Genomic DNA, 18,471 nt, shown 5'->3' on the forward strand with positions numbered 1-18,471 from the left:
GCTCCGTTTCCTGTACGGCGCGGCCGCAGGCAGCGACCGCTGCTGAGTGTCCGCACAGGACTATATGGGCGGTCTGGGACCAGCACGGCGTTTCGGGCGTTTTCCCGGAAGTCGAAGGGGCGGGGAGGGCATGTGCAAGGCCGCTCCGGGAGCACCCGAGGCGGCCTTGCGAAATGACCGGCAAGCGGCCGGTCGTGCGATCAGACGATCCGTCAGATTGCCGCTAGCTCGCGTACGGTGCGGCGGCGGCTTGGGCGGCGGTCATGAGCGCGCCCTCGTTCTCGGGCCAGAGGGTGCTGTCGACGCAGCTGTAGGCGGGGAAGAACCCGCCGCAGCGGCCGGTGTCGGGGCCGATCTCGAAGGTGAAGGAGGCGACGCCGAGTTCGCCGTAGGCCATGTCGTCGGTGGTGCCGCTGGTGCTGTAGCCGACGGTGTCGTCGTTGGTGCCGACGAAGTAGCCGTTGGAGTCCGCCATGGCTTTGCCGAGGGCGCGGAGTCCGGCGTCGTTCGGGGCCGCATCGGAGGTGTAGCCCCACGGGACGATGATGTACTCGCCGTAGGAGTGCAGGGTGATGAACACGTCGCGGGCGTCGTCGGGCGCGGCGTCCTGGGGGTTCTCGCCGCGCTGGTCGGGGTGGAGGGCGCGGAGCCAGTCCTCGACGGCCTGCGTCTCGGGTTCGGACCCGGCCGAGGAGCCCTGGAACGTCTCCGAGCAGGGGTTGGTGGAGTCGTCGCCCCATGCGAAGGTGGAGTTGCGGTTGAGGTCGACGCCGAGGCTGTCGCCGCAGTTCCCGTCGGTGTCGTTGGCGTTCTTGCGCTGGAGGACCGGGTCGTTGCCGCCTGAGGCGACGATGTCGACGCCGTCGGGGTTGGCGACGGGCACGACCCAGATCTCGGTGGTGTCCATGAGCTCGGTGACTTCGGCGTCGGTGCCGTAGCCGTCGACGAGCTTCTCGATCCAGCGCAAGGCGACCTCGCCGGTGGCGATCTCGCGGGCGTGCATCTGGGCGATGAGGGAGAACCGGGGCTTGGCCGAGTCCGGGTCGGTCTCGCAGTCGCCCGCCGCGATCTTGGTGAGGCAGATGGCGTAGACGTCGTGGCCGCCTTGGCCTTGGGTCTTGAGCCAGGAGTCGCCGATGTCGCGGAGGCTGGCGAGGTCGGGGTTGGCGTCGGCGATCGCCTGGAGGTCGGCCTCGTAGGAGTCGACGGTGCGGTAGCCGCCGTAGTAGGTGCCCTCCTGCTGGGCGGTGACGGGGAGTTCCTTGTAGACGGTGTCGACGAACTCGGGGTCGTAGCCGAGTTCGCGGGCTTCGGCGGCGAGGGTGTCGTCGCCGATGATGTGGGATTCGCTGCCGTGGTCGTGGGCGAGGGTGAAACCGAGTGCTTCGAGTTCGGCCGCTTCGTCGGCGGTGAGGCGCGGGACGGCCCAGGTGGCGGGTTCGCTGCCCGCGGGTTCGACCGGATCGGCTTGGGCGGTCAGGGTGGCGGCGCCGGTGGCGGCCGCGACGACTCCCAGCGCGATGCTCGCGGTGACGAGCCTTCGTTTCATGTGCTGTGTCCGTTCGCTTCTCGTCCCGCCGGGGTGCCGACGGGACGAAGGGGCGGTCAAGGGATCTTAATCATACATTTCCTGCCCAACTCCGTAAATACGCAACATATTGGGACACAATGGATTCCACTTCGGAGTGTTCGGTGGCGCAGTGGTCTACGGACCGGTCACGCGGCGCGTCAGCGAGAGCAGGTAGGCGTCCCGGTCGAGCGGGTTCGCGTCGGTCCGCGGCCGGGACGGCACGGCGCCGCACACCGGCTCGTGCCGCTCGAAGACGCTTTCAAGGACGCCTTCGCCGCTGGTCAGGCCCGGGAGGCGCTGGCCGAACCCGTGGACGGCCCCGGCCGGGATCGTGCCTTCGAGGGTGCAGCGGCCGCCGTCGAGCTCGGGCGGTTCGGGCACGGCGCGGAGCTTCGCGAGCGCGGCGAGCACGCCGCCGAGGTCGGCAGCGGGCAGCTCGATCCGGAAGCGGTGCAATGGTTCGCACACGACGGTGCCCGCTTCGCGGAGGGCCTCGGCGAGCACGAGCGGGACGAGGTTCCGGAAGTCCCCCGCGGTGCTCGACATGCTCTTGTCGAAGCCGCCGTGGGCGCTGGACTGCCGGGCCCAGTAGCCCGACCGGGTCATGGTGACGACGGCGCCTTCGACCTGCCAGCCGTGCAGGCCTTCACGGAGCGTGTCGTGGACGGTCTCCTCGACGGCTTTGAAGAACGCGAACGGCATCGAGCCCAGCTCCACGCCGAGTCGGAATTCGATGCCTGAGCCGCTGGCAGGTTCGACGCGCAGGCCAACGGTGGCCAGGAACGGGTTGGGGGCCTTGGCGATCACCTCGGCCGCCGCGCCGGTGCCCGTGACGCGCTCGACGCAGATTGCGGTGGACTCGCGGAAGGCGACCTCCAGGCCGTGCTCCTCGGCGAGGGTCGCGCCGATGACCTCCTTCTGGACCTCGCCGTAGAGCGAGACCGAGAGTTCCCGGCGGGCCTCGTCGTGGCGCAGGCCGATGAGCGGGTCCTGTTCGGCCAGTTGGGTGAGCGCCGCGTGGAGGGCGGGCCGGTCGGGTTCGCGGACGGGCGCGACCACGGTCTCCAGTGCTGGACGCAGGAACTGCTCGGTGCGGAGCTTCGGCGGCTCCCCGATCGCGTCACCGATCCGGACCTCGCCCAGGCCGCGGAGCTTCACGATGCGGCCCGCTTCGGCGCGCAGGCGCGGGCGGTCGGTGCCGTCCTCGAAAACGCTGATGCCGGTCACTTTGGCTTCGCGGCCGCCGCTGAGGCGCACACGGTCGCGCACCGCGATCCTGCCGGAGAACAGGCGGGCGTAGGCGATCCGCTCCCCCGCCGGGCCGCGCTCGACTTTGAACACCGTGCCGGAGAGGGGCGCTGCCGGGTCGCCTTCCGAGCCGGGCAGGAAGCGGCGGATGCCGTCGATGAGGCTTTCAACGCCTGCGCCGGTGATCGCCGACCCGAAGTGGACCGGGTGGGCCTGGGCTTGCGCGACGCGTTCGGCGAACGCGGCGGACAGTGCCGGGGCGTAGGACGGTGCCGAGCCGAGAGGCTGTGCCGCGTCACGCAGCACCGGGTCGAAGGCCGGTTCCGGGCTGGTGGACAGTGCCGCGTCACGTGCGACATGTGACATACCACTGGAGTTCGCCGAGGTAGCGGCACCTGCGGAGGAGTCGCCTTCGGCCAGGTAGGCGTTCAGCAGGTCCTCGTCGAGGAGTGCTTCGAGCACCTCCTCGGCGTAGGTCGCGTTGTGGACGCGCGGCACGCTCTGGGCAGCGGGGGTGCCGAGGGCGTCGACGGTGTCCATTGCGACCATGGCCGGGTCGAGCTTCGCGGCGAGGTCGCGCAGGAGCGATGCCGTGCGGGCGCCGGAGCGGTCGATCTTGTTGACGAACACCAGGGTCGGGACGCCGAGGCGGCGGAGGGCCCGGTACAGGACGCGGGTCTGGGCCTGGACGCCTTCGACGGCCGAGACGACGAGCACCGCGCCGTCGAGCAGGTTCAGGACCCGTTCGACCTCGGCGATGAAGTCCGGGTGGCCGGGCGTGTCGACGAGGTTCACTGCGGTGCCGCCGAGGTCGAACGAGACGACGGCGGACTTGATGGTGATGCCCCGGCGGCGTTCGAGGTCGAGCGAGTCGGTGCGGGTGCTGCCCGCGTCGACGCTGCCGACCTCGTCGATGATCCCAGCGGCTTGGAGGAGCCGCTCGGTCAGGCTGGTCTTACCGGCGTCGACATGGGCGAGGATTCCGAGATTGAGCGTGCGCAACAGCAGTCATGTCCTTGAGTTCGTGGTGACGTTTCTCGAATGACATGAACTGTTGGCGCATACCGGCTCCTCTTCGACGGGCGCGCGGCGGTGCCGCGGCTGCGCCCAGTCCAGCAGACCGGGCGGAGCCGCGCAACGGGTTATTCCGGATGCGGCGCCGGCCTAGGCGGCGGCCGCGGTGTCGTTGTCGAGGAGCCCTTCGATGATCTGGGCGACACCGTCCTCGGCGTTCGTGGCGGCCCGGCCGGTCGCGGCGGCGACGGCCTCGGGGTGGGCGTCGCCCATCGCGTACGAGCGGCCCGCCCAGGCGAGCATCGGCACGTCGTTCGGCATGTCGCCGAACGCGACCACCGCGTCGGGCCCGACCCGGCGGTCCTTGCACCAGGTGGCGAGCCCGAACGCCTTGTCAGCGCCGCGCGCATTGAGGTCGAGCATCCCGAAGTCGCCCCAGTGGCACATCGCGAGCCCGCCGAGGTCGGCGCCTTCGACGGCGGCGGCCATCTCCTCGCCGGTGCGCTCGGCGCAGTAGACCTTGATCTTCACGGCGCGCTTGGCGCGCTTGAAGACCGCGTCCGTGTCGGGCGCGAACTCCCAGTTGGAGCCGCCGACGAGCGCGCGGTACCCCTCCTCGCCGACGATGCCGACGCCGTTCTCGACGGCGAACACCGCGTCGGGCAGGCGCTTGGCGATCGCGGCGACCACTTTGCGGCCCAGGGAGATCCGGATCGAGCGGAGGATGCGGATGCGGTGCGTGGCGGGGTCGTAGACGATCGCGCCGTTCGCGCAGACCGCGCCGTCGAGGTACGGCAGGAGGTCGGGCAGCATGTCGACGCCGTAAGGGGTGCGGGCGGTGACGGCGACGACCGCGATCCCGTCGGCGCGGGCGGCCGCGAGCGCGTCGCGGGTCCGCTCGGACAGGGCACCGTCCGGGGCGAGGAGGGTGCCGTCCAGATCGGAGGCGATGACGAGGGGCTTGAGCACGGTTCCAGTATCGCCCGGCCCGGCAAGTGCGGCAACCGTACGAAGCGGCACGATCACCGCATCCGTTCGGACCCCTTGCGCACCAGCGGGTTTATCGCGTCGAGCGAACCGGGACCCCCGTTATTGACCTGTGAGTCAAGAATAGTGTAGGGTTCCGGACATGGGCAGGCCGAAGAACTTCGAACCGGACGCGGCCGTCGCGCAGGCGATGGAGACGTTCTGGACCAAGGGCTACGCGGGGACCTCCCCCGCGGACCTCGCCGAAGCCACCGGCGTCGGCAAGGGCAGCCTGTACCACGCGTTCGGCTCCAAGCGGGAGCTGTTCGGCAAGGCGCTCGACCTGTACGGGCGGGCCGGGTCCGAGATGACCGAGGCCTTCCTGAACGAGCCGGGCACCGCCAAGGAGCGCCTCCGCGCCTACCTGGTGCTCCTGATCGAGACCGACCTGAGCCTGCCAGCGCCGCGCGGCTGCCTCGCGGCCAACACCGCTCTCGAACTGGGCGGCAAGGACCCCGAGGCGACCGAGTCGGTGCGGCGGATGACGAACGAGACCATCCGGCTGTTCGCCGAGCGGCTCCGCAGGGGCCAGCGCGACGGCGACGTCGCGAAGTCGGTCGACGCGGAGGTCCAGGCGCACTTCCTGATGAACACCGTCGTCGGGCTGCGCGTGATGACGCAGACCCACGACCGCCCGGTGCTGCACCGGATCATCGACTCGGCCGTGGCCGGGTTCTGAACGCGGCGAACGCGCCCCCGTGCGGGGGCGTTTTTTCGGCCCCAATTTTTGACCTCAAGTTCAAGAACGATCGGAAGGCAACACCCATGGAACTCGGACTCACCGGCAAGACCGCCCTCGTCACCGGGGCCAGCCGCGGCATCGGCCTCGCGATCGCCGAGGCCCTTGCGGCCGAGGGCGTCCGCGTCGTCGGCGCCGCCCGCACCGTCACCCCCCAGCTGGAGAAGGCCGCCGCGGCGACGGTCAGTGCCGACCTGTCCACCCGGGAAGGCGCCGAGCGGATCGTCGCCGAGGCCGCGAGCGCGGTCGGCGGGATCGACCTGCTCGTCAACAACGTCGGCGGCGGCGACGCCGACCGCCTGGTCATCGGCGGCTTCCTCGACATCCCCGCCGAGCAGTGGCAGGAGGTCTTCAACCTCAACCTGTTCAGCGCCGTGTGGACCACCAAGGCCGCGCTGCCGGGCATCATCGAGCGCCGGGGCGCGATCGTGAACGTCTCCTCGGTCAACAAGTACCTCCCGGCCGTCGGCCCGATCGGCTACAGCGAGGCCAAGGCCGCACTGACGGCCTTCTCCAAGCGGCTCAGCGAGGAGCTCGCGCCGCAGGGCGTGCGGGTCAACACGGTCTCGCCCGGCGTCATCGGCTCCTCGCTGTGGCGCGACGAGAAGCGCTTCGGCGGCAAGGTGGCCGAGGCCTACGGCGTCGCGCACGGCGACCTCCTCGAGGCGATCCCGGCCCAGTTCGGCATCGCCTCGGGGCGCATCGGCGAGCCCGAGGAGGTCGCCGACCTCGTGGCGTTCCTGCTCTCGGACCGGGCGGCGAACATCCACGGCGCCGACCACGTGATCGACGGCGGCACCCTCAAGGCCGCGTAGCGGTGCACGGCGGGCGCGGGGCCGCACGCGCCCGCCTGCTCCACTCCAGACCCAGCCGTTGCGGGTCCGTGATGTCAAGTTTGGGTAACGGCGGGGACCAGTCCCGGTCCCCTGTCGTCACACTAGTAGTGCCGTCGATTCGCACGGCCGCTCTACCCTGGACTGCGACCCTCCGTTGAAGGAGCCCCATCATGGCCTACAACCCGCCTCCGCACTACAACCTCGGCGGCCCGAGCGACCCCCAGCCGCCGCAGAGCGTGCCGCCCGCCTATTCGCCGCTGCAACCGCAGTACGACACCGGGTACGCGCCCCAGTCACCGGTGTCGATGCCGCCGCCGACGGCGCCGGTCCCGTCCCAGCCCGCGTACGGGACGCAGCCGCTCCTGCAGCCGCCCCCCGCCGCGCCCCGCAAGTCGCCGGTAGTGGCGATCCTCGCCACCCTCATGGCGATCGCGCTCGCCGGGGCCGTCGTGTCGATCGCGCTGTGGCTCAGCGCCACCGGCGACCTGGAGGACGTCGAGGCGCGGGTCGCCGACCGAGACGAGCAGATCTCGCAGCTGGAAGACGACCTCGAAGCGGCCCAGGCGCAGGTGTCGGAGCTGGAGGGTCCGGCCGCCGAGGCGGAGACGCTGCAGGCGTGCATCGACGACCTCAACGAGTACTACGCCACCCCTGCGGGTTCGGAGGAGGAGACCGCGGCGCTCGAGGCGGTCGAGGTCTCCTGCGCCGGCCTGATCTGACAGGCCTGATCTTCAGAGGCTGAGCGACGGGAGGGCCCGGCGGCCGATCGGCTGCCGGGCCCTCCCGTTGCGCTACAGGGCCTTGTGACGCTGAAAGGCGACGGGGATGCGCAGTTCGTGGCCCTTGAACAGGTCGGCGACCGGTCCGTTCGCGGCGGCCAGGGCTTCGGCCTCGGTCATCCAGCGGTGGTCGGAGGCTTCGAGCGGGGCGAGCCGGATGGCCTGGTCCGGGTCCGTCCGGCAGGCGGTGAAGCTCATGATCATCGGCATGCGGCTGTCGCCGAGATTCGTGTCCCGCTTGTCGAACGCCCAGGACAGGCCCGTGAGTTCGACGTCGAGGCCGGTCTCCTCGGACGCTTCGCGGACCGCGGCCAGGCCGACCGGTTCGCCGACCTCGGCGCCGCCGCCGGGCACGGCCCACTGGCCGGTGTCGGTGCGCTGGATGACGAGGACGCGGCCCTCGTCGTCGAAGACCGCGGCGTCGGCGCCGGTCGAGATCATGTCGGCGGCGAGGTCGCCGCAGTCGATGCGCGGGTAGGCGAGGTCGGCCGCCATGGTCCGTTCGCAGTGGGCGGCGACGCGGTGGTGGCGTTCGACCGAGTACGGGCTCGTCGCGTCCGCGAGGGCGGCCTTCGCCAGATCGGCGACGGCGTCGAGGATCGCTTTGGCCTCCGTCGAGACACGCAGTGGCTCACGTTCGCGCACGACGGCGCTGGCGGCGGGGGCGTAAGTGGGCAGGTCGCCGTCGAGGTCGGTGTCGGCCGGTTCGAGGAGCTTGGCGGCGGTTTCGGCGTCGAGGCCGGTCGTGCACTCGTAGACGAGCAGGTAGGTGTGCGGGCAGGGCAGGTCCGCGAGGTCGGTGTCGGCGATGGCGGCCGGTTCGGCGGGGACGTCGGCCCCGAGGGCGGCGGCGGTAGCGGCGAGGCGCTGAGCGAGGGTGTCAGTGCGGAAGCGGCGGCGGTGCACGAGCCGCGTGCCGTCGCCGCAGTCGATGCGGAACTCGGTGCCGGGGATGGGGGTCCGCAGTTTGCCGTCGGTCGCGAAGACCGCCCGGATCGCCTCGTAGGGGCGGTGGTCGACGAGGGCGAGGAGCGCGGCAGCGTAGTCGCGCAGCTCCCGCAGGCGGGTCTCCTCTCCGGGGTCGGCGCCCCAGTAGAGGCCGTTGGCGGCTTCGGCGCGGAGCATGTCGGCGATGCGGGCGAGCCCGATCGCCTCGTGCCGCCCGGGGTTCGCGTCGGCAGTGGGGTTCGTCGTCATGGCGCTCCTGTGCTCGGCGGTGCGGGAGGGTCAGATCGTACGCTGTCCGACCGCCGCGCGGGCGTTGCTCAGCGCCTGCTGTGTCGAGGCGATGAGGGCGGGGTCGCCGAGCTTGCGGCGCATGAGGAGCGCTTCGGTGAGGACTTCGACGGCGAGGTGCGGGCGGCGGGCGTCGATGAGGTGCTTGCCGTAGTGCTGCAGTGCGAAGTGGAGGGAGTTGGGGCTCTCGGCCTGCGCGATCTCGATGGCCTGCTCGTAGAGCGGTTCGGCGGCGGCGAGCTCGCCGGGGTAGCGGTGGGCGTCGCCGAGGTTGATGAGGGACGCGACGCGCTGGCGGGCGGTCGCGGCGCGGTCGAGGGCGACGGCGAGGACCCGCTGCGCCTCGGCGTACTCCCCCAGGGCGATGAGGCCGACGCCCGCTTGCCGCAGGTCGGGCTGGGCGAGGCGGTCTTCGCGGTTGAGCTCGTAGCGCACGAGCCGACGCAGCCGGTCGGGTTCGGTCGCGTACATGCGCCCGTCGTTGCCGATGGCGATGAGTTCGGCGATCTGCTGCTGCTCAGTAGACAATGGCGTGTCCCCCGTTCCGCGCCTGGGATGGGCCGTGAGGCGGCCTGAGGCGAGGATAGAGCGGGGCCGGGCGTTTGCCCAGCCCCAAGCCCCGCATCAACGGTAGCTCGGCGGACTCAGGGGCGGCGGAGGATGAGCCCCTGGTACTGGTCGATGTCCGATTCGAGTGGTATGTGGCGGGTTTCGACGGGCTCGAAGTGCTCGGCGGCGAGGGCTTCGATGCGTCCGGCGGTGAAGAACGAGAAGAATCGCTTCGGTTCGTACCGGTCGCCCTCCCAGACGCCTTCGAAGTCCTGGCCGCCGTACTGTCCCCAGTAGAACCATCCGTCGGGGGCGAGGACGCGGCGCACTTCGGCGAGCACGCCGGGGAGTTCGGCCTTCGGGACGTGCAGGAGGCAGTTCATGCCGAACACGGCGTCGAAGGACGCGTCCTCGAACTGGAGGTCGCTGAAGTCCATCACGGCCGCGTCGAGGCCCTTGGCCCGGCAGTGCGCGACGAGTTCGGGCGAGAGGTCGACGCAGGTGACCGCGAAGCCCTCGTCGGCGAAGAACCGGCCGCTGACACCGTGCCCGGCGCCGATCTCCAGCAGGCGTGCCGATTCGGGGAGCCGGGCCTTGAAGCGGTTGCGCTCCAAGGCCTTCCAGGGGGCGTCGGCCATGCCTTCGCGGGATTCGGCCTCGGCGTCGTACGACTGCCGCAGTTCCTCTTTGAGCGCTCCGTAGTCCATGCGACCGATGATGCCAGAGGGGTGCGACAGCCGGGGTCTAGCGGAGGCCGGCTTCGGCGAGGGCGCGGTTGCGGGCCTTCTTGGGGAGCCGGTCGACGTAGACGGTGCCCTCCAGGTGGTCGTACTCGTGCTGGAGGCAGCGGGCCAGGGTGCCGGTGCCCTCGATGCGCACCGGTTTGCCGTCGCCGTCGAACCCTTCGACGACGGCGGTGGTCGCGCGCGGGGTGTCCTCGAACGCGCCGGGCACCGACAGGCAGCCCTCGTCGCCGACCATGAGCTCGCGGGGCGCGGGCGGGAGGGTGAGCACCGGGTTGACGACGGCGGCCACGGTGCGCTCGCCGTCGGCGTCGTCGCAGTCGAGCACGAACACCCGGGCGTCCACGCCGATCTGGTTGGCCGCCAGGCCGACCCCGTCGGCCGCGTACATGCTCGCGAACATGTCCTCGATCAGCGCCGCCAGATCGTCGTCGAAGGCCTCGACGGGTTTGCAGGCGCGGTGCAGCACGGGTTCGCCGTACCGCGTGATCGGGCGCGCGGTGCCGTGCCCGCCGGGGGTGGGCTCGGGCGCGTCGTGTTCGTGGTCGGGCACCGGTGTCTCCTTGTCCGCCAATCGGTCTCCCTCTTGGGCTGGGTCCTGTCACGAGGCGGTGGCATATCACATGTCACACATCCGCCCCGCTATTGCAAGTCTATTGCAACAGACTCGGGCGGCCGCCCCGCTTCCGGGGAGCCGGTCCGCGGTGCTGCGGCACAGAGCGCAGGCGCGGACCCGTGGGCCCGCGCCTGCTCCACTATGCCTCAGAGGCTCCAGACCTCGACTTCGCCGGTCGCGGTGCCGGTGACGACGACCTGGCGGCCGTCGATCTCGGTCACCTCGGCGCCCGTGAGCGCCTCGTCGCCGGTGTGCGCGGCGAAGCTCTCGCCGACCTGCGCCCCGGATTCGAGGTCGAACAGGCTCAGCCCCTGGTCGCCGGAGGCGAGCACGAGGGCCTTGCCGTCGGCCTCGATCACGCGCAGCCCGGTGACGGTCTGGTAGAGCTCCTGGGCCGGGGTGCCGTACGCCTCGGCGGTGCCGAGGTCCCACGCCTGGATGGCGCCTTCACCGGTGACGGTGACCGCGAGGCTCTTCCCGGCCGCCTGGCCCGCCGCGAGCGCCATGATGTCGTAGGCGAGCTGGTCGAACGTGCCGCCGACGGCATCGCCGCTGGCGAGGTCGGTCACGACGACGCGGTTCTCGTAGTGCGTGACGGCGAGCAGCGTGCCGCCGACCTCCGCGAACTGCAGGCCGTACCCGTAAGAGGTGGAGATGTCGGTGATGGCGTTCCCGGTGAACAGCTGCTTCACCTCGTAGTCGGTGGCGTAGGCGGGCGTGCCGTCCCACAGGCCGTACCAGTAGATCGTGTCGTACTGCGACTCGCGGTCGGCGACAGGCGTGGCCGGGTCGTCGAGGTACCAGGTGTCGTCGGTCATGCCGTCGCTGGAGAAGACCGCGACGCGGCCGCCGGACTCGGTGACCGTGCCGAGGCTCGTGATCGGCCCGTCGTGGCCCCGGTACTCGTCGATGAGCGAGCCGTCGGCGGGGTCCCAGATGCGGACGATCGCGTCCTCGCCGCCGGTGAGCACGACGTTCGCGCCGTCGAGCTGGGCGACCTCCACCTGCGTGACCGCGCCGACGTGCGGGGAGGCCATCTCGGCGACCTGGTCGCCCTGGACCGCATCGGCCAGCGGCACGAGCCCGCCGTCGTCTCCTGTGGACGCCGAGCCGTCGTCGCTGTCGGCGTCGTCGCCGGTGGACGCCTCGTCGGACTCGGTGGTCTCAGACTGCGTGTTCTCCAGCGCCGAGTCTGGGTCCTGCTCGTCCTTCGGGAGGAACTGGAACGCAGCCAGCGCGCCGACGGCGAGGACGAGCACGCCCGCGACGGAGGCGAGGACGGCGACGCCCTGTTTGGACTTGATCCACGGGCCCTGCTGGGGCGCAACGGGACCGGTCGGGTACGGCCCGGTCGGCGGGCCCTGGGGTGCGGCCATCACCGGCTGGGTGAGCGGGTAGGGCGGGCTGCCGGGCATGGACTGCGGCGTCGGCTGGGGAGCGGGCTGCAGCGCCGCGGGGCTCGGAGCGGAGGTGTTCGGAGCGGAGGTGTTCGGGGCAGCGGTGTTCGGGGCAGCGGTGTTCGGAGCAGCGGTGTTCGGAGCAGAGGGCTGCGGGAGCCGCATCGTCTGACCGGTCGGTGCGGGGACCGGACTCGGCATGGGGGCCACCGGACTCGGGATCGGGGCGGCGGCCGGGGCGGTGGTCTGCGGCGGCAGGGCCGGGCTCGGGACCGAGATCGGGGTGTTCACGGTGTGCTGGGCGACCAGGCCGCCTTCGGAGACGGCCAGTTCGGGCTGCTCGATCGCGGACGGGGCGATGCCGATCTCGCGGTGCAGCAGGGTGGCGACGAGCGGCATCCGGCTCGCGGCGCCGACGAGGAACAGCGCGGCGATCTGCTCTTTGGCGAGGCCCGATTCGCGGATGACCCCTTGGGTGACGCGGAGGGTGCGCTCGACCAGGGGCGTGCAGACCTGTTCGAGCTCTTCGCGGGTGAGGTGGGCGTCGATGTCGAGGAGCGGGATGGTGAGCTCGGTCGAGGCGCTGCGCGAGAGGCGTTCCTTGGCGCTGCGGACCTCGTCCATGAACGCGGTGCGGTGGCGCAGGTCGGCGGGCTCGGTCGGGCTGGTGAGCCGAGTCCAGCGTTCGTCGTCGGGCCGGATGGTCTTGGCGACGTGCTCGGCGAGGGCCTGGTCGAAGTCGAGGCCGCCGAGGTCGTCCGCGCCGTCCACCGCGAGGACGTCGAAGCCGTTGGTGGCGCGGCGCAGGACCGTCGCGTCGAAGGTGCCGCCGCCGAGGTCGTAGACGACGACGCCGCTGCCGGGCGGGACGTGCGCGCCGAGGGTCTCGACGAAGTAGCTGGCAGCGGCGACCGGTTCGGCCACGAGGTCCACTGTGCCGAGTCCGGCGGCGGTGGCGGCGTCGGCGACGACGTGGCGGCGGGTCGGGCCCCACGCGGCGGGGACGGTCACCGTGACGGGGCCGAGCGAGCCGAGGGTCTGCTCGCATTCGCGCGCGACCCGGGAGAGGACGGCGGCGATGACGCTGGTGACGGGGATCTCGGCGTCGCCGAGGAGGATCTGGGCGTCGTCGATGCGGCGCTTGGGGTTCGGTTCGTACCGGTCGGGCTTGCGGCGGCCGGAGTGGACGGCGTCGGCGCCGACGACCGGTCCGCCCTCGTCGTTCATGAACACCGCGGAGGGCAGCTGCGGGGAGCCGTCGAACAGCTGCTGGTGGACCCGGCCGTCGGCGCGGCGGATGGTCGCCACGGTGTGCGAGGTGCCGAAGTCGACGCTGATCGAGGCCGGGCGGGGGCTGGAGAAGGACATGCCGCAACTGTAGTGACCTGGGTCCACCGCCTGATGTGTAGGGAACTCCCGTCCCGCGTGGACCCGTGTGCTTAGCGGGCGCCTGGGAGAATGCGCGGGTGGGTTTGCAGACGCAGTTGCGGCGGGCGATCGCGGTGTTCCGGTTCGCCGCTCTGGGCTATCCGGTGCTGCTGGGCGCCTTGGCGTTCGAACATCTGAGGCAACCGGTGGCGGCGGCGCTGCTGGTGGCCGCGCTCGTGGGCTGGACGGCCGCCGTGAGCTACCGGTACACCCGCAAGGGGTACGAGGACCAGGTGGTCTACGCCGACCTCGCGGTCACGGCGGTGGCCGTCGCGGTGTCGGCTTGGGCGCTGGCGGTGGACGGGCGGGCGGTGCCGATCTCGTTGGGGCCGTGGATGGCCGGGGTGGTGCTCGCGTGGGGTGCGGCGTGGGGCAGGCGCAGCGGGGCCGTCGCGGGCGGCGTGATCAGCGTGTTCGGCATGGTGTTCCGGGGCGGCATCAGCGACAACACCGTGAACGAGGCGGCGCTGCTGGTGCTCACCGGTTTCACCGTGGGCCACCTGGTGCGGCTCGGCGTGGAGGCCGAGGAGCGGACCCGGCGGGCGGTCGAGCGGACCGCCGCCGCGAAGGAGCGCGAGCGGCTGGCCCGCGACATCCACGACTCGGTCCTGCAGGTCCTGGCGCTGGTCCAGCGGCGCGGCAACGAGATCGGCGGCGAAGCTGCCGAGCTCGGGAGGCTCGCGGGGCGCCAGGAGGAGGCGCTGCGGGCGCTCATCTCCTCAGAGGCGTACCAGCATCCGCTCGACGGGCGGCGCGACCTGCGGGAACTCGTGGGGCGGCACGCGGGCGAGGCGGTCACGGTGGCAGCCCCGGCGACGCCGGTGCGGCTGCCCGCGGCGACGGCGCGGGAGGTCGCGGCGGCCGTGGCGAGCGCGGTCGACAATGTGCGGGAGCACTGCCCGCCCGGGACGCGGGTGTGGCTGCTGCTGGAGGACGACGGCGATTCGGTGGCGGTGAGCGTGCGCGACGACGGGCCCGGGATCGCGCCGGGCCGGCTCGCCGAGGCCGCCGCCGAGGGCCGTCTCGGTGTGGCGCAGTCGATCGAGGGCCGGGTGCGGGAACTCGGCGGCACGGTCTACATCGTTTCGGGGCCCGGGGCGGGTACGGAGATCGAGATGCGGGTGCCGCGTCCGAGGACGGAAGGGGACGCCGATGGCAACGCTCATCGTGGTCGATGACCACCCGATCTGGCGGGAGGCGATCGCCCGCGACCTCACCGGGGCCGGGCACCGCGTGCTCGCCGTATGCGGAGAGGGCAAAGCGGCGCTGACCGCGATCCGGGGGCTGCGGCCCGACGTGGCCATCCTCGACCTGCAGCTGCCGGACCTCTCCGGTGTCGAAGTGCTGCGAGGACTCGGCGAGGACTGCCCGACGGCGGTGCTCATCCTCTCGGCGAGCGGCGAATCCGCCCACGTGCTCGAGGCGATGAAGGCCGGGGCGCGCGGGTACCTCGTCAAATCGGCGTCGGCGGCCGAGCTCGCCGACGCCGTCGAACGGGTCGCGGCCGGGGACGCGGTGTTCACGCCGGGCCTGGCGGGGCTCGTGCTCGGCGAATACCGGCGGCTCGCGAACGCCGGTGAAGCGGAGCGCCCGAAGCTCTCCGAACGCGAGACCGAGGTGCTGCGGTTCGTCGCCAAGGGACTGAACTACCGCGAGATCGCCGAGCGGCTCGTGCTGTCGCAGCGCACGGTGCAGAACCACGTGCAGCACATCCTCACCAAGCTCCAGCTCCACAACCGGGCGCAGCTCGTGCGGTATGCGATCGAGCAGGGCATCGATGGCGACTGAGTACTTTCGGACCCCGGAAATGAGTAGAAGCGCCGATGCGCGGGGCGCCTCGGGCACGGTCCAATAGAGGCATGAACGCCTACATCACCGCCGCCGGCGCGTACCTCCCCGGTCCCCCGGTCGGCAACGACGAGATCGCGGCGCGCCTCGGCGGGGTCGACGAGCGCGGCGACCGCCTGCGCCGCCGCATCCTGGCCGCGAACGGGATCGCCAAGCGCCACTACGCGCTCGACGAGCAGGGCCGCACGACCGAGCTGAACGAGGAGCTGGCCGCCAACGCGCTCCACGCGGCTCTGGACGAACGCGGGCTCGGCGCGGCCGACCTCGACATGCTCGCCACCGCGACCACCCAGGGCGACCTGCTCGTGCCCGGCTTCGGGTCGATGGTCCACGGCCGCTTGGGAGGCGGGCCGATGCAGGTGCTCTCCGCCTCCGGAGTGTGCGCCTCCAGCCTGGCCGCCCTCGACGCGGCCGTCGCGAAGGTGCGGCTGGGCGACCGGCGGCGCGCGGCCGTCGTCGGCAGCGAACTGTCGAGCCGGTGGCTGCGCGGCTCAAGGTTCCACGGCGGAGGCGGCGACGGCGACGCGCACTTCCTGCGGTGGATGCTCTCCGACGGCGCCGGAGCCGTGCTGGTGGAGGCGCAACCGCGCCCCGACCGACCCTCGCTGCGCGTCGACTGGGTCCGCACCGTCTCGCTCGCCCACGCCAACCAGGTGTGCATGCGCGCCGGCATGGGCGAGGGCACGGCCCCCGTCGCCGGCCGCACGTGGCAGGACATGGGCAGCGCCGCCGCGGCCGAGCAGGCCGGGATGATGCTGCTGCGCCAGGACACGAGCGCGCTCGGGGCCCTCGCCGAGGCCGGGCTGAAGGAGTTCCAGACGCTCGCCCGCGACGGTCTCATCGACCTCGGCAAACTCGACCACGTGCTGTGCCACTACTCGACGAACGCGTTCCGCGACATCGTCTTCGACCAGCTCGCCTCGGCCGGGGCGGACATCGACACGAGCCGGTGGTTCTCCAACCTCGAGACGCGCGGGAACACCGGCGCCGCCTCGATCTTCATTGCGCTGGAAGAGTGCTGGCGCACCGGGCGGTTCGAGCCCGGACAGACCGTCCTGCTGGCCGTGCCCGAATCGGGCCGGTTCACGTTCGGGTTCGCGCATCTGACCTGCGTGGACGCTGCAGCGGAAACGCCTGCGGCCCTGCCCGTTCCGGCCCCGGCTCCGGCCGCCGTGGCCCGCGTCGAGCCGCGTTCAGCGAGCATCCACGACCGGCTCGACGCCGTCTGGCAGGAGTTCGGGCAGCGGCTCGACCAGGTCCCGGTCATGCAACGCCTGAGCGAGGGCACCGCCACCATCGAGGACTACCGGCGGCTCCTGTTCAACCTGCGCCAGCAGGTCGCCGACGGCGCCCGCTGGATCTCCCGCGCCGCCTCCAACTTCTCCGTCGAGATGTTCGACCTCCGCAGCGCCGCCATCGGGCACGCCGCCGAAGAGCACCGCGACTTCATGATGATCGAGCGCGACTACGCCGCGTGCGGCGGGAACATCGAGGACATCCGCTCGGGCGAGAAGAACATCGGCTCCGAAGCGCTGTCGGCGTACATGTTCCACACCGCGAGCCAGCCCGACCCGATCGGGCTCCTCGGCGCCATGTTCATCATCGAAGGGCTCGGCACCGTCAAGGCCTCCGGGTGGGCCGCCCGGTTCAAGGAGACGCTCGGCCTGCGCGACGACCAGGTCAGCTTCCTCGCCTACCACGGCGAAGCCGACGACGACCACTTCGCGAAACTCCAGGCGATCCTCAACTCCCCGCGGATCGACGCCGCGGCCGCCGACGCGATCGTCAAGACCGCCAGGACCGTCGCCCGCCTCTACGCGCTCCAACTGGAAGAACTCGACAATGTCTAAAGGGCACCCGCTCGCCGACCCTCCTATATGGGAGTCGATGATCGCCGACCCCGCGATGCCGCTGGAACCCGACGTCGCCCGCATGGTCACCGACGACCAGCGGCAGTGGACCCGCACCTGGATCTACCCGGTCCTGCGGCCCGTCTCGCGGGTGCTCGCGCTCGTCATCGTCGCCATCAAACGCCTCACGCCGGTGCGCTGGACCGCGCACCGGCTCATGGACCGGCTCTGCCTCTGGTTCCTGCGCCGCTTCGTCTCACCGCTCGCCGTCGAACTCCTCATCCGGCACTTCGTGATCGAGACGAACCTGCTCAACTTCATCGTCCGAAACACGGCCACCGGCATCGAACCGGTCAGCCTGCGCCCCTTGAACCTCGCCGGGCTCGGCGACCGCGCCGTCATCGAACACGACATCAACGTCTACGAAGTGCTCGCCGCGCTCGACATGAACCGGACCGGGCCGCTCGACTTCTCCGGCCTGGACATGCCGCCGCTCGACCCCGAACCGCACCGGTTCCGGCTGCTGCGCCTGGACATCCAGACCGCCCTGTGCCTCATGAACCTGCCGTTCGCCGCCTGCCTCACCCCCGACGAGTACCGGCGGGCCGTGCACTCCATGCGCTTCGACGACTCGATCCTCGCCATCCTCGCCGACATCACCGGCGACCCGGTGTTCCTGCGCTGGCAGAACGGCGACCTCTCGATCCGCGCCGACTCCAACACCGACGTGCCGCACGCCGTCTACCGCCACGCCGTCGTCTGCGAATACGCGCACGCCCGATTGGTGCAACTCGCCGCGAATAGATGAACCTCGATGCCGTTCTGTCCGGTTGCCGACAGTTCCGTCCCTTTCGCGTCAAGAAGCCGTCAAGAACGTTGACGTGGCCGAGGACGCGGTGGTGCGCTTGGGATACCAGCGGAACACAACCGGAGGTGGAAGATGGAGCGCACGCCCTCGACCCCGTACTCCCGCATCGGCGGCCTCGCCGCCCTCAGCGGCTCGGTGCTCACGGTCGGCTCGATGTTCATGCCCTGGGTCGACACCGCCGGAGGCGGCTCGCTCGACTACTGGCACCTCTCCGGTGTCGACGGCGTCCGGCCCGACACCCGGGCCTACCTCATGTCCCTCGGGCTCATGCTGCTCCTGGTCGTGTGGTGCGCCCTGTACTTCACGCTCCACACCCACGAGACCCGGACCGCCTGGGCCTTCGGCGGCCTCGCGGGCGCGATGATCCTCTACGGCAGCGACCTGCGCATCAGCGAAGACCTCCCGGCCGGCTCGCTCGCCACCGGCGAAGTCGCCGCCGTGATCGGGCTGCTCCTGCTCACCGCGGGGTCGGTGATGGCGCTGGCCGCCAACATCCCCGAACCCGCGCCTGTGCGGCAGCGGACCGGGAAGGCCTCGCTCTAGACACGGGACCGGGCTCGGTCCTTCGGGAAAGCGCGGTAGTACATCACACGCCACATGTCACACATCGCGAAGTCGGGGGGGGGGGGGGGGGGGGGGGGAGAAGGGCGGGGGGGGGGGGGGGGGGGGGGGGGGGGGGGGGTGGGGGCTTTTTGGAGGAAAAGAGCGGAATCGGGGGGGGAGA

The 18,471-nt window shown here is 71.4% G+C and carries 16 protein-coding genes; 8 read left to right on the forward strand and 8 right to left on the reverse strand.

Features of this window, described 5'->3' with window-relative positions:
- Window positions 1-223 precede the first annotated feature (223 nt).
- The 3 genes from ACZ60M_RS06375 to ACZ60M_RS06385 all read right to left on the reverse strand — a co-directional run bounded on the left by ACZ60M_RS06375 (window position 224) and on the right by ACZ60M_RS06385 (window position 4,801).
- Window positions 224-1,549: a M14 family zinc carboxypeptidase gene (locus tag ACZ60M_RS06375; protein ID WP_465415303.1), complete on the reverse strand. Its 1,326-nt coding sequence runs from the start codon at window positions 1,547-1,549 to the stop codon at window positions 224-226.
- A gap of 156 nt (window positions 1,550-1,705) precedes the next feature.
- Window positions 1,706-3,820 carry a GTP-binding protein gene (locus tag ACZ60M_RS06380; protein WP_465415305.1) on the reverse strand — a complete coding sequence of 705 codons (2,115 nt, stop codon included), beginning with the start codon at window positions 3,818-3,820 and terminating at the stop codon, window positions 1,706-1,708.
- A 162-nt stretch (window positions 3,821-3,982) separates the two neighbouring features.
- Window positions 3,983-4,801, reverse strand: coding sequence for an HAD family hydrolase (locus ACZ60M_RS06385; protein WP_465415307.1), 819 nt, complete (start codon window positions 4,799-4,801; stop codon window positions 3,983-3,985).
- Window positions 4,802-4,961: 160 nt separating this feature from the next.
- Here ACZ60M_RS06385 and ACZ60M_RS06390 point away from each other — a divergent pair, with 160 nt between their 5' ends.
- From ACZ60M_RS06390 to ACZ60M_RS06400, 3 genes are all read left to right on the forward strand, one after another.
- Window positions 4,962-5,537 carry a TetR/AcrR family transcriptional regulator gene (locus tag ACZ60M_RS06390; RefSeq protein ID WP_465415308.1) on the forward strand — a complete coding sequence of 192 codons (576 nt, stop codon included), beginning with the start codon at window positions 4,962-4,964 and terminating at the stop codon, window positions 5,535-5,537.
- Window positions 5,538-5,623: 86 nt separating this feature from the next.
- Entirely contained in the window at window positions 5,624-6,412 is a 789-nt protein-coding gene (locus ACZ60M_RS06395; RefSeq protein ID WP_465415310.1) for an oxidoreductase, read from the forward strand.
- Between the two features lie 191 nt (window positions 6,413-6,603).
- Entirely contained in the window at window positions 6,604-7,152 is a 549-nt protein-coding gene (locus tag ACZ60M_RS06400) for a hypothetical protein (protein WP_465415312.1), read from the forward strand.
- Window positions 7,153-7,224: 72 nt separating this feature from the next.
- Here ACZ60M_RS06400 and ACZ60M_RS06405 read toward each other — a convergent pair whose 3' ends face one another.
- The 5 genes from ACZ60M_RS06405 to ACZ60M_RS06425 all read right to left on the reverse strand — a co-directional run bounded on the left by ACZ60M_RS06405 (window position 7,225) and on the right by ACZ60M_RS06425 (window position 13,121).
- Window positions 7,225-8,409, reverse strand: a complete 1,185-nt coding sequence (locus ACZ60M_RS06405) for an NUDIX domain-containing protein (RefSeq protein WP_465415314.1) — start codon at window positions 8,407-8,409, stop codon at window positions 7,225-7,227.
- Window positions 8,410-8,439: 30 nt separating this feature from the next.
- Window positions 8,440-8,976: a tetratricopeptide repeat protein gene (locus ACZ60M_RS06410; RefSeq protein ID WP_465415315.1), complete on the reverse strand. Its 537-nt coding sequence runs from the start codon at window positions 8,974-8,976 to the stop codon at window positions 8,440-8,442.
- Between the two features lie 116 nt (window positions 8,977-9,092).
- Complete coding sequence (locus ACZ60M_RS06415) at window positions 9,093-9,704, reverse strand: class I SAM-dependent methyltransferase (protein WP_465415317.1); 612 nt, start codon at window positions 9,702-9,704, stop codon at window positions 9,093-9,095.
- Window positions 9,705-9,741: 37 nt separating this feature from the next.
- Window positions 9,742-10,293, reverse strand: a complete 552-nt coding sequence (gene def / locus ACZ60M_RS06420) for a peptide deformylase (RefSeq protein WP_465415319.1) — start codon at window positions 10,291-10,293, stop codon at window positions 9,742-9,744.
- Between the two features lie 209 nt (window positions 10,294-10,502).
- Complete coding sequence (locus tag ACZ60M_RS06425) at window positions 10,503-13,121, reverse strand: Hsp70 family protein (RefSeq protein ID WP_465415321.1); 2,619 nt, start codon at window positions 13,119-13,121, stop codon at window positions 10,503-10,505.
- A 98-nt stretch (window positions 13,122-13,219) separates the two neighbouring features.
- Here ACZ60M_RS06425 and macS point away from each other — a divergent pair, with 98 nt between their 5' ends.
- The 5 genes from macS (at window position 13,220) to ACZ60M_RS06450 (ending at window position 18,290) form a co-directional block, all read left to right on the forward strand.
- Complete coding sequence (macS, locus tag ACZ60M_RS06430; protein WP_465415323.1) at window positions 13,220-14,359, forward strand: MacS family sensor histidine kinase; 1,140 nt, start codon at window positions 13,220-13,222, stop codon at window positions 14,357-14,359.
- Window positions 14,334-14,969, forward strand: a complete 636-nt coding sequence (locus ACZ60M_RS06435; protein ID WP_465415325.1) for a response regulator — start codon at window positions 14,334-14,336, stop codon at window positions 14,967-14,969. The genes macS and ACZ60M_RS06435 overlap by 26 nt, the downstream gene beginning before the upstream one ends.
- Before the next feature lie 71 nt (window positions 14,970-15,040).
- Window positions 15,041-16,879 (forward strand): 3-oxoacyl-[acyl-carrier-protein] synthase III C-terminal domain-containing protein, encoded by a 1,839-nt coding sequence (locus tag ACZ60M_RS06440; protein ID WP_465415327.1) that lies wholly within the window; start codon window positions 15,041-15,043, stop codon window positions 16,877-16,879.
- Window positions 16,872-17,687, forward strand: a complete 816-nt coding sequence (locus tag ACZ60M_RS06445) for a DUF6999 family protein (RefSeq protein ID WP_465415329.1) — start codon at window positions 16,872-16,874, stop codon at window positions 17,685-17,687. The genes ACZ60M_RS06440 and ACZ60M_RS06445 overlap by 8 nt, the downstream gene beginning before the upstream one ends.
- Before the next feature lie 132 nt (window positions 17,688-17,819).
- The gene (locus ACZ60M_RS06450) at window positions 17,820-18,290 is read left to right on the forward strand and encodes a hypothetical protein (RefSeq protein ID WP_465415331.1); all 471 of its coding nucleotides are present in this window, start codon (window positions 17,820-17,822) and stop codon (window positions 18,288-18,290) included.
- Window positions 18,291-18,471: the final 181 nt, after the last annotated feature.

Source organism: Glycomyces sp. NPDC050141 (genome assembly GCF_055586545.1).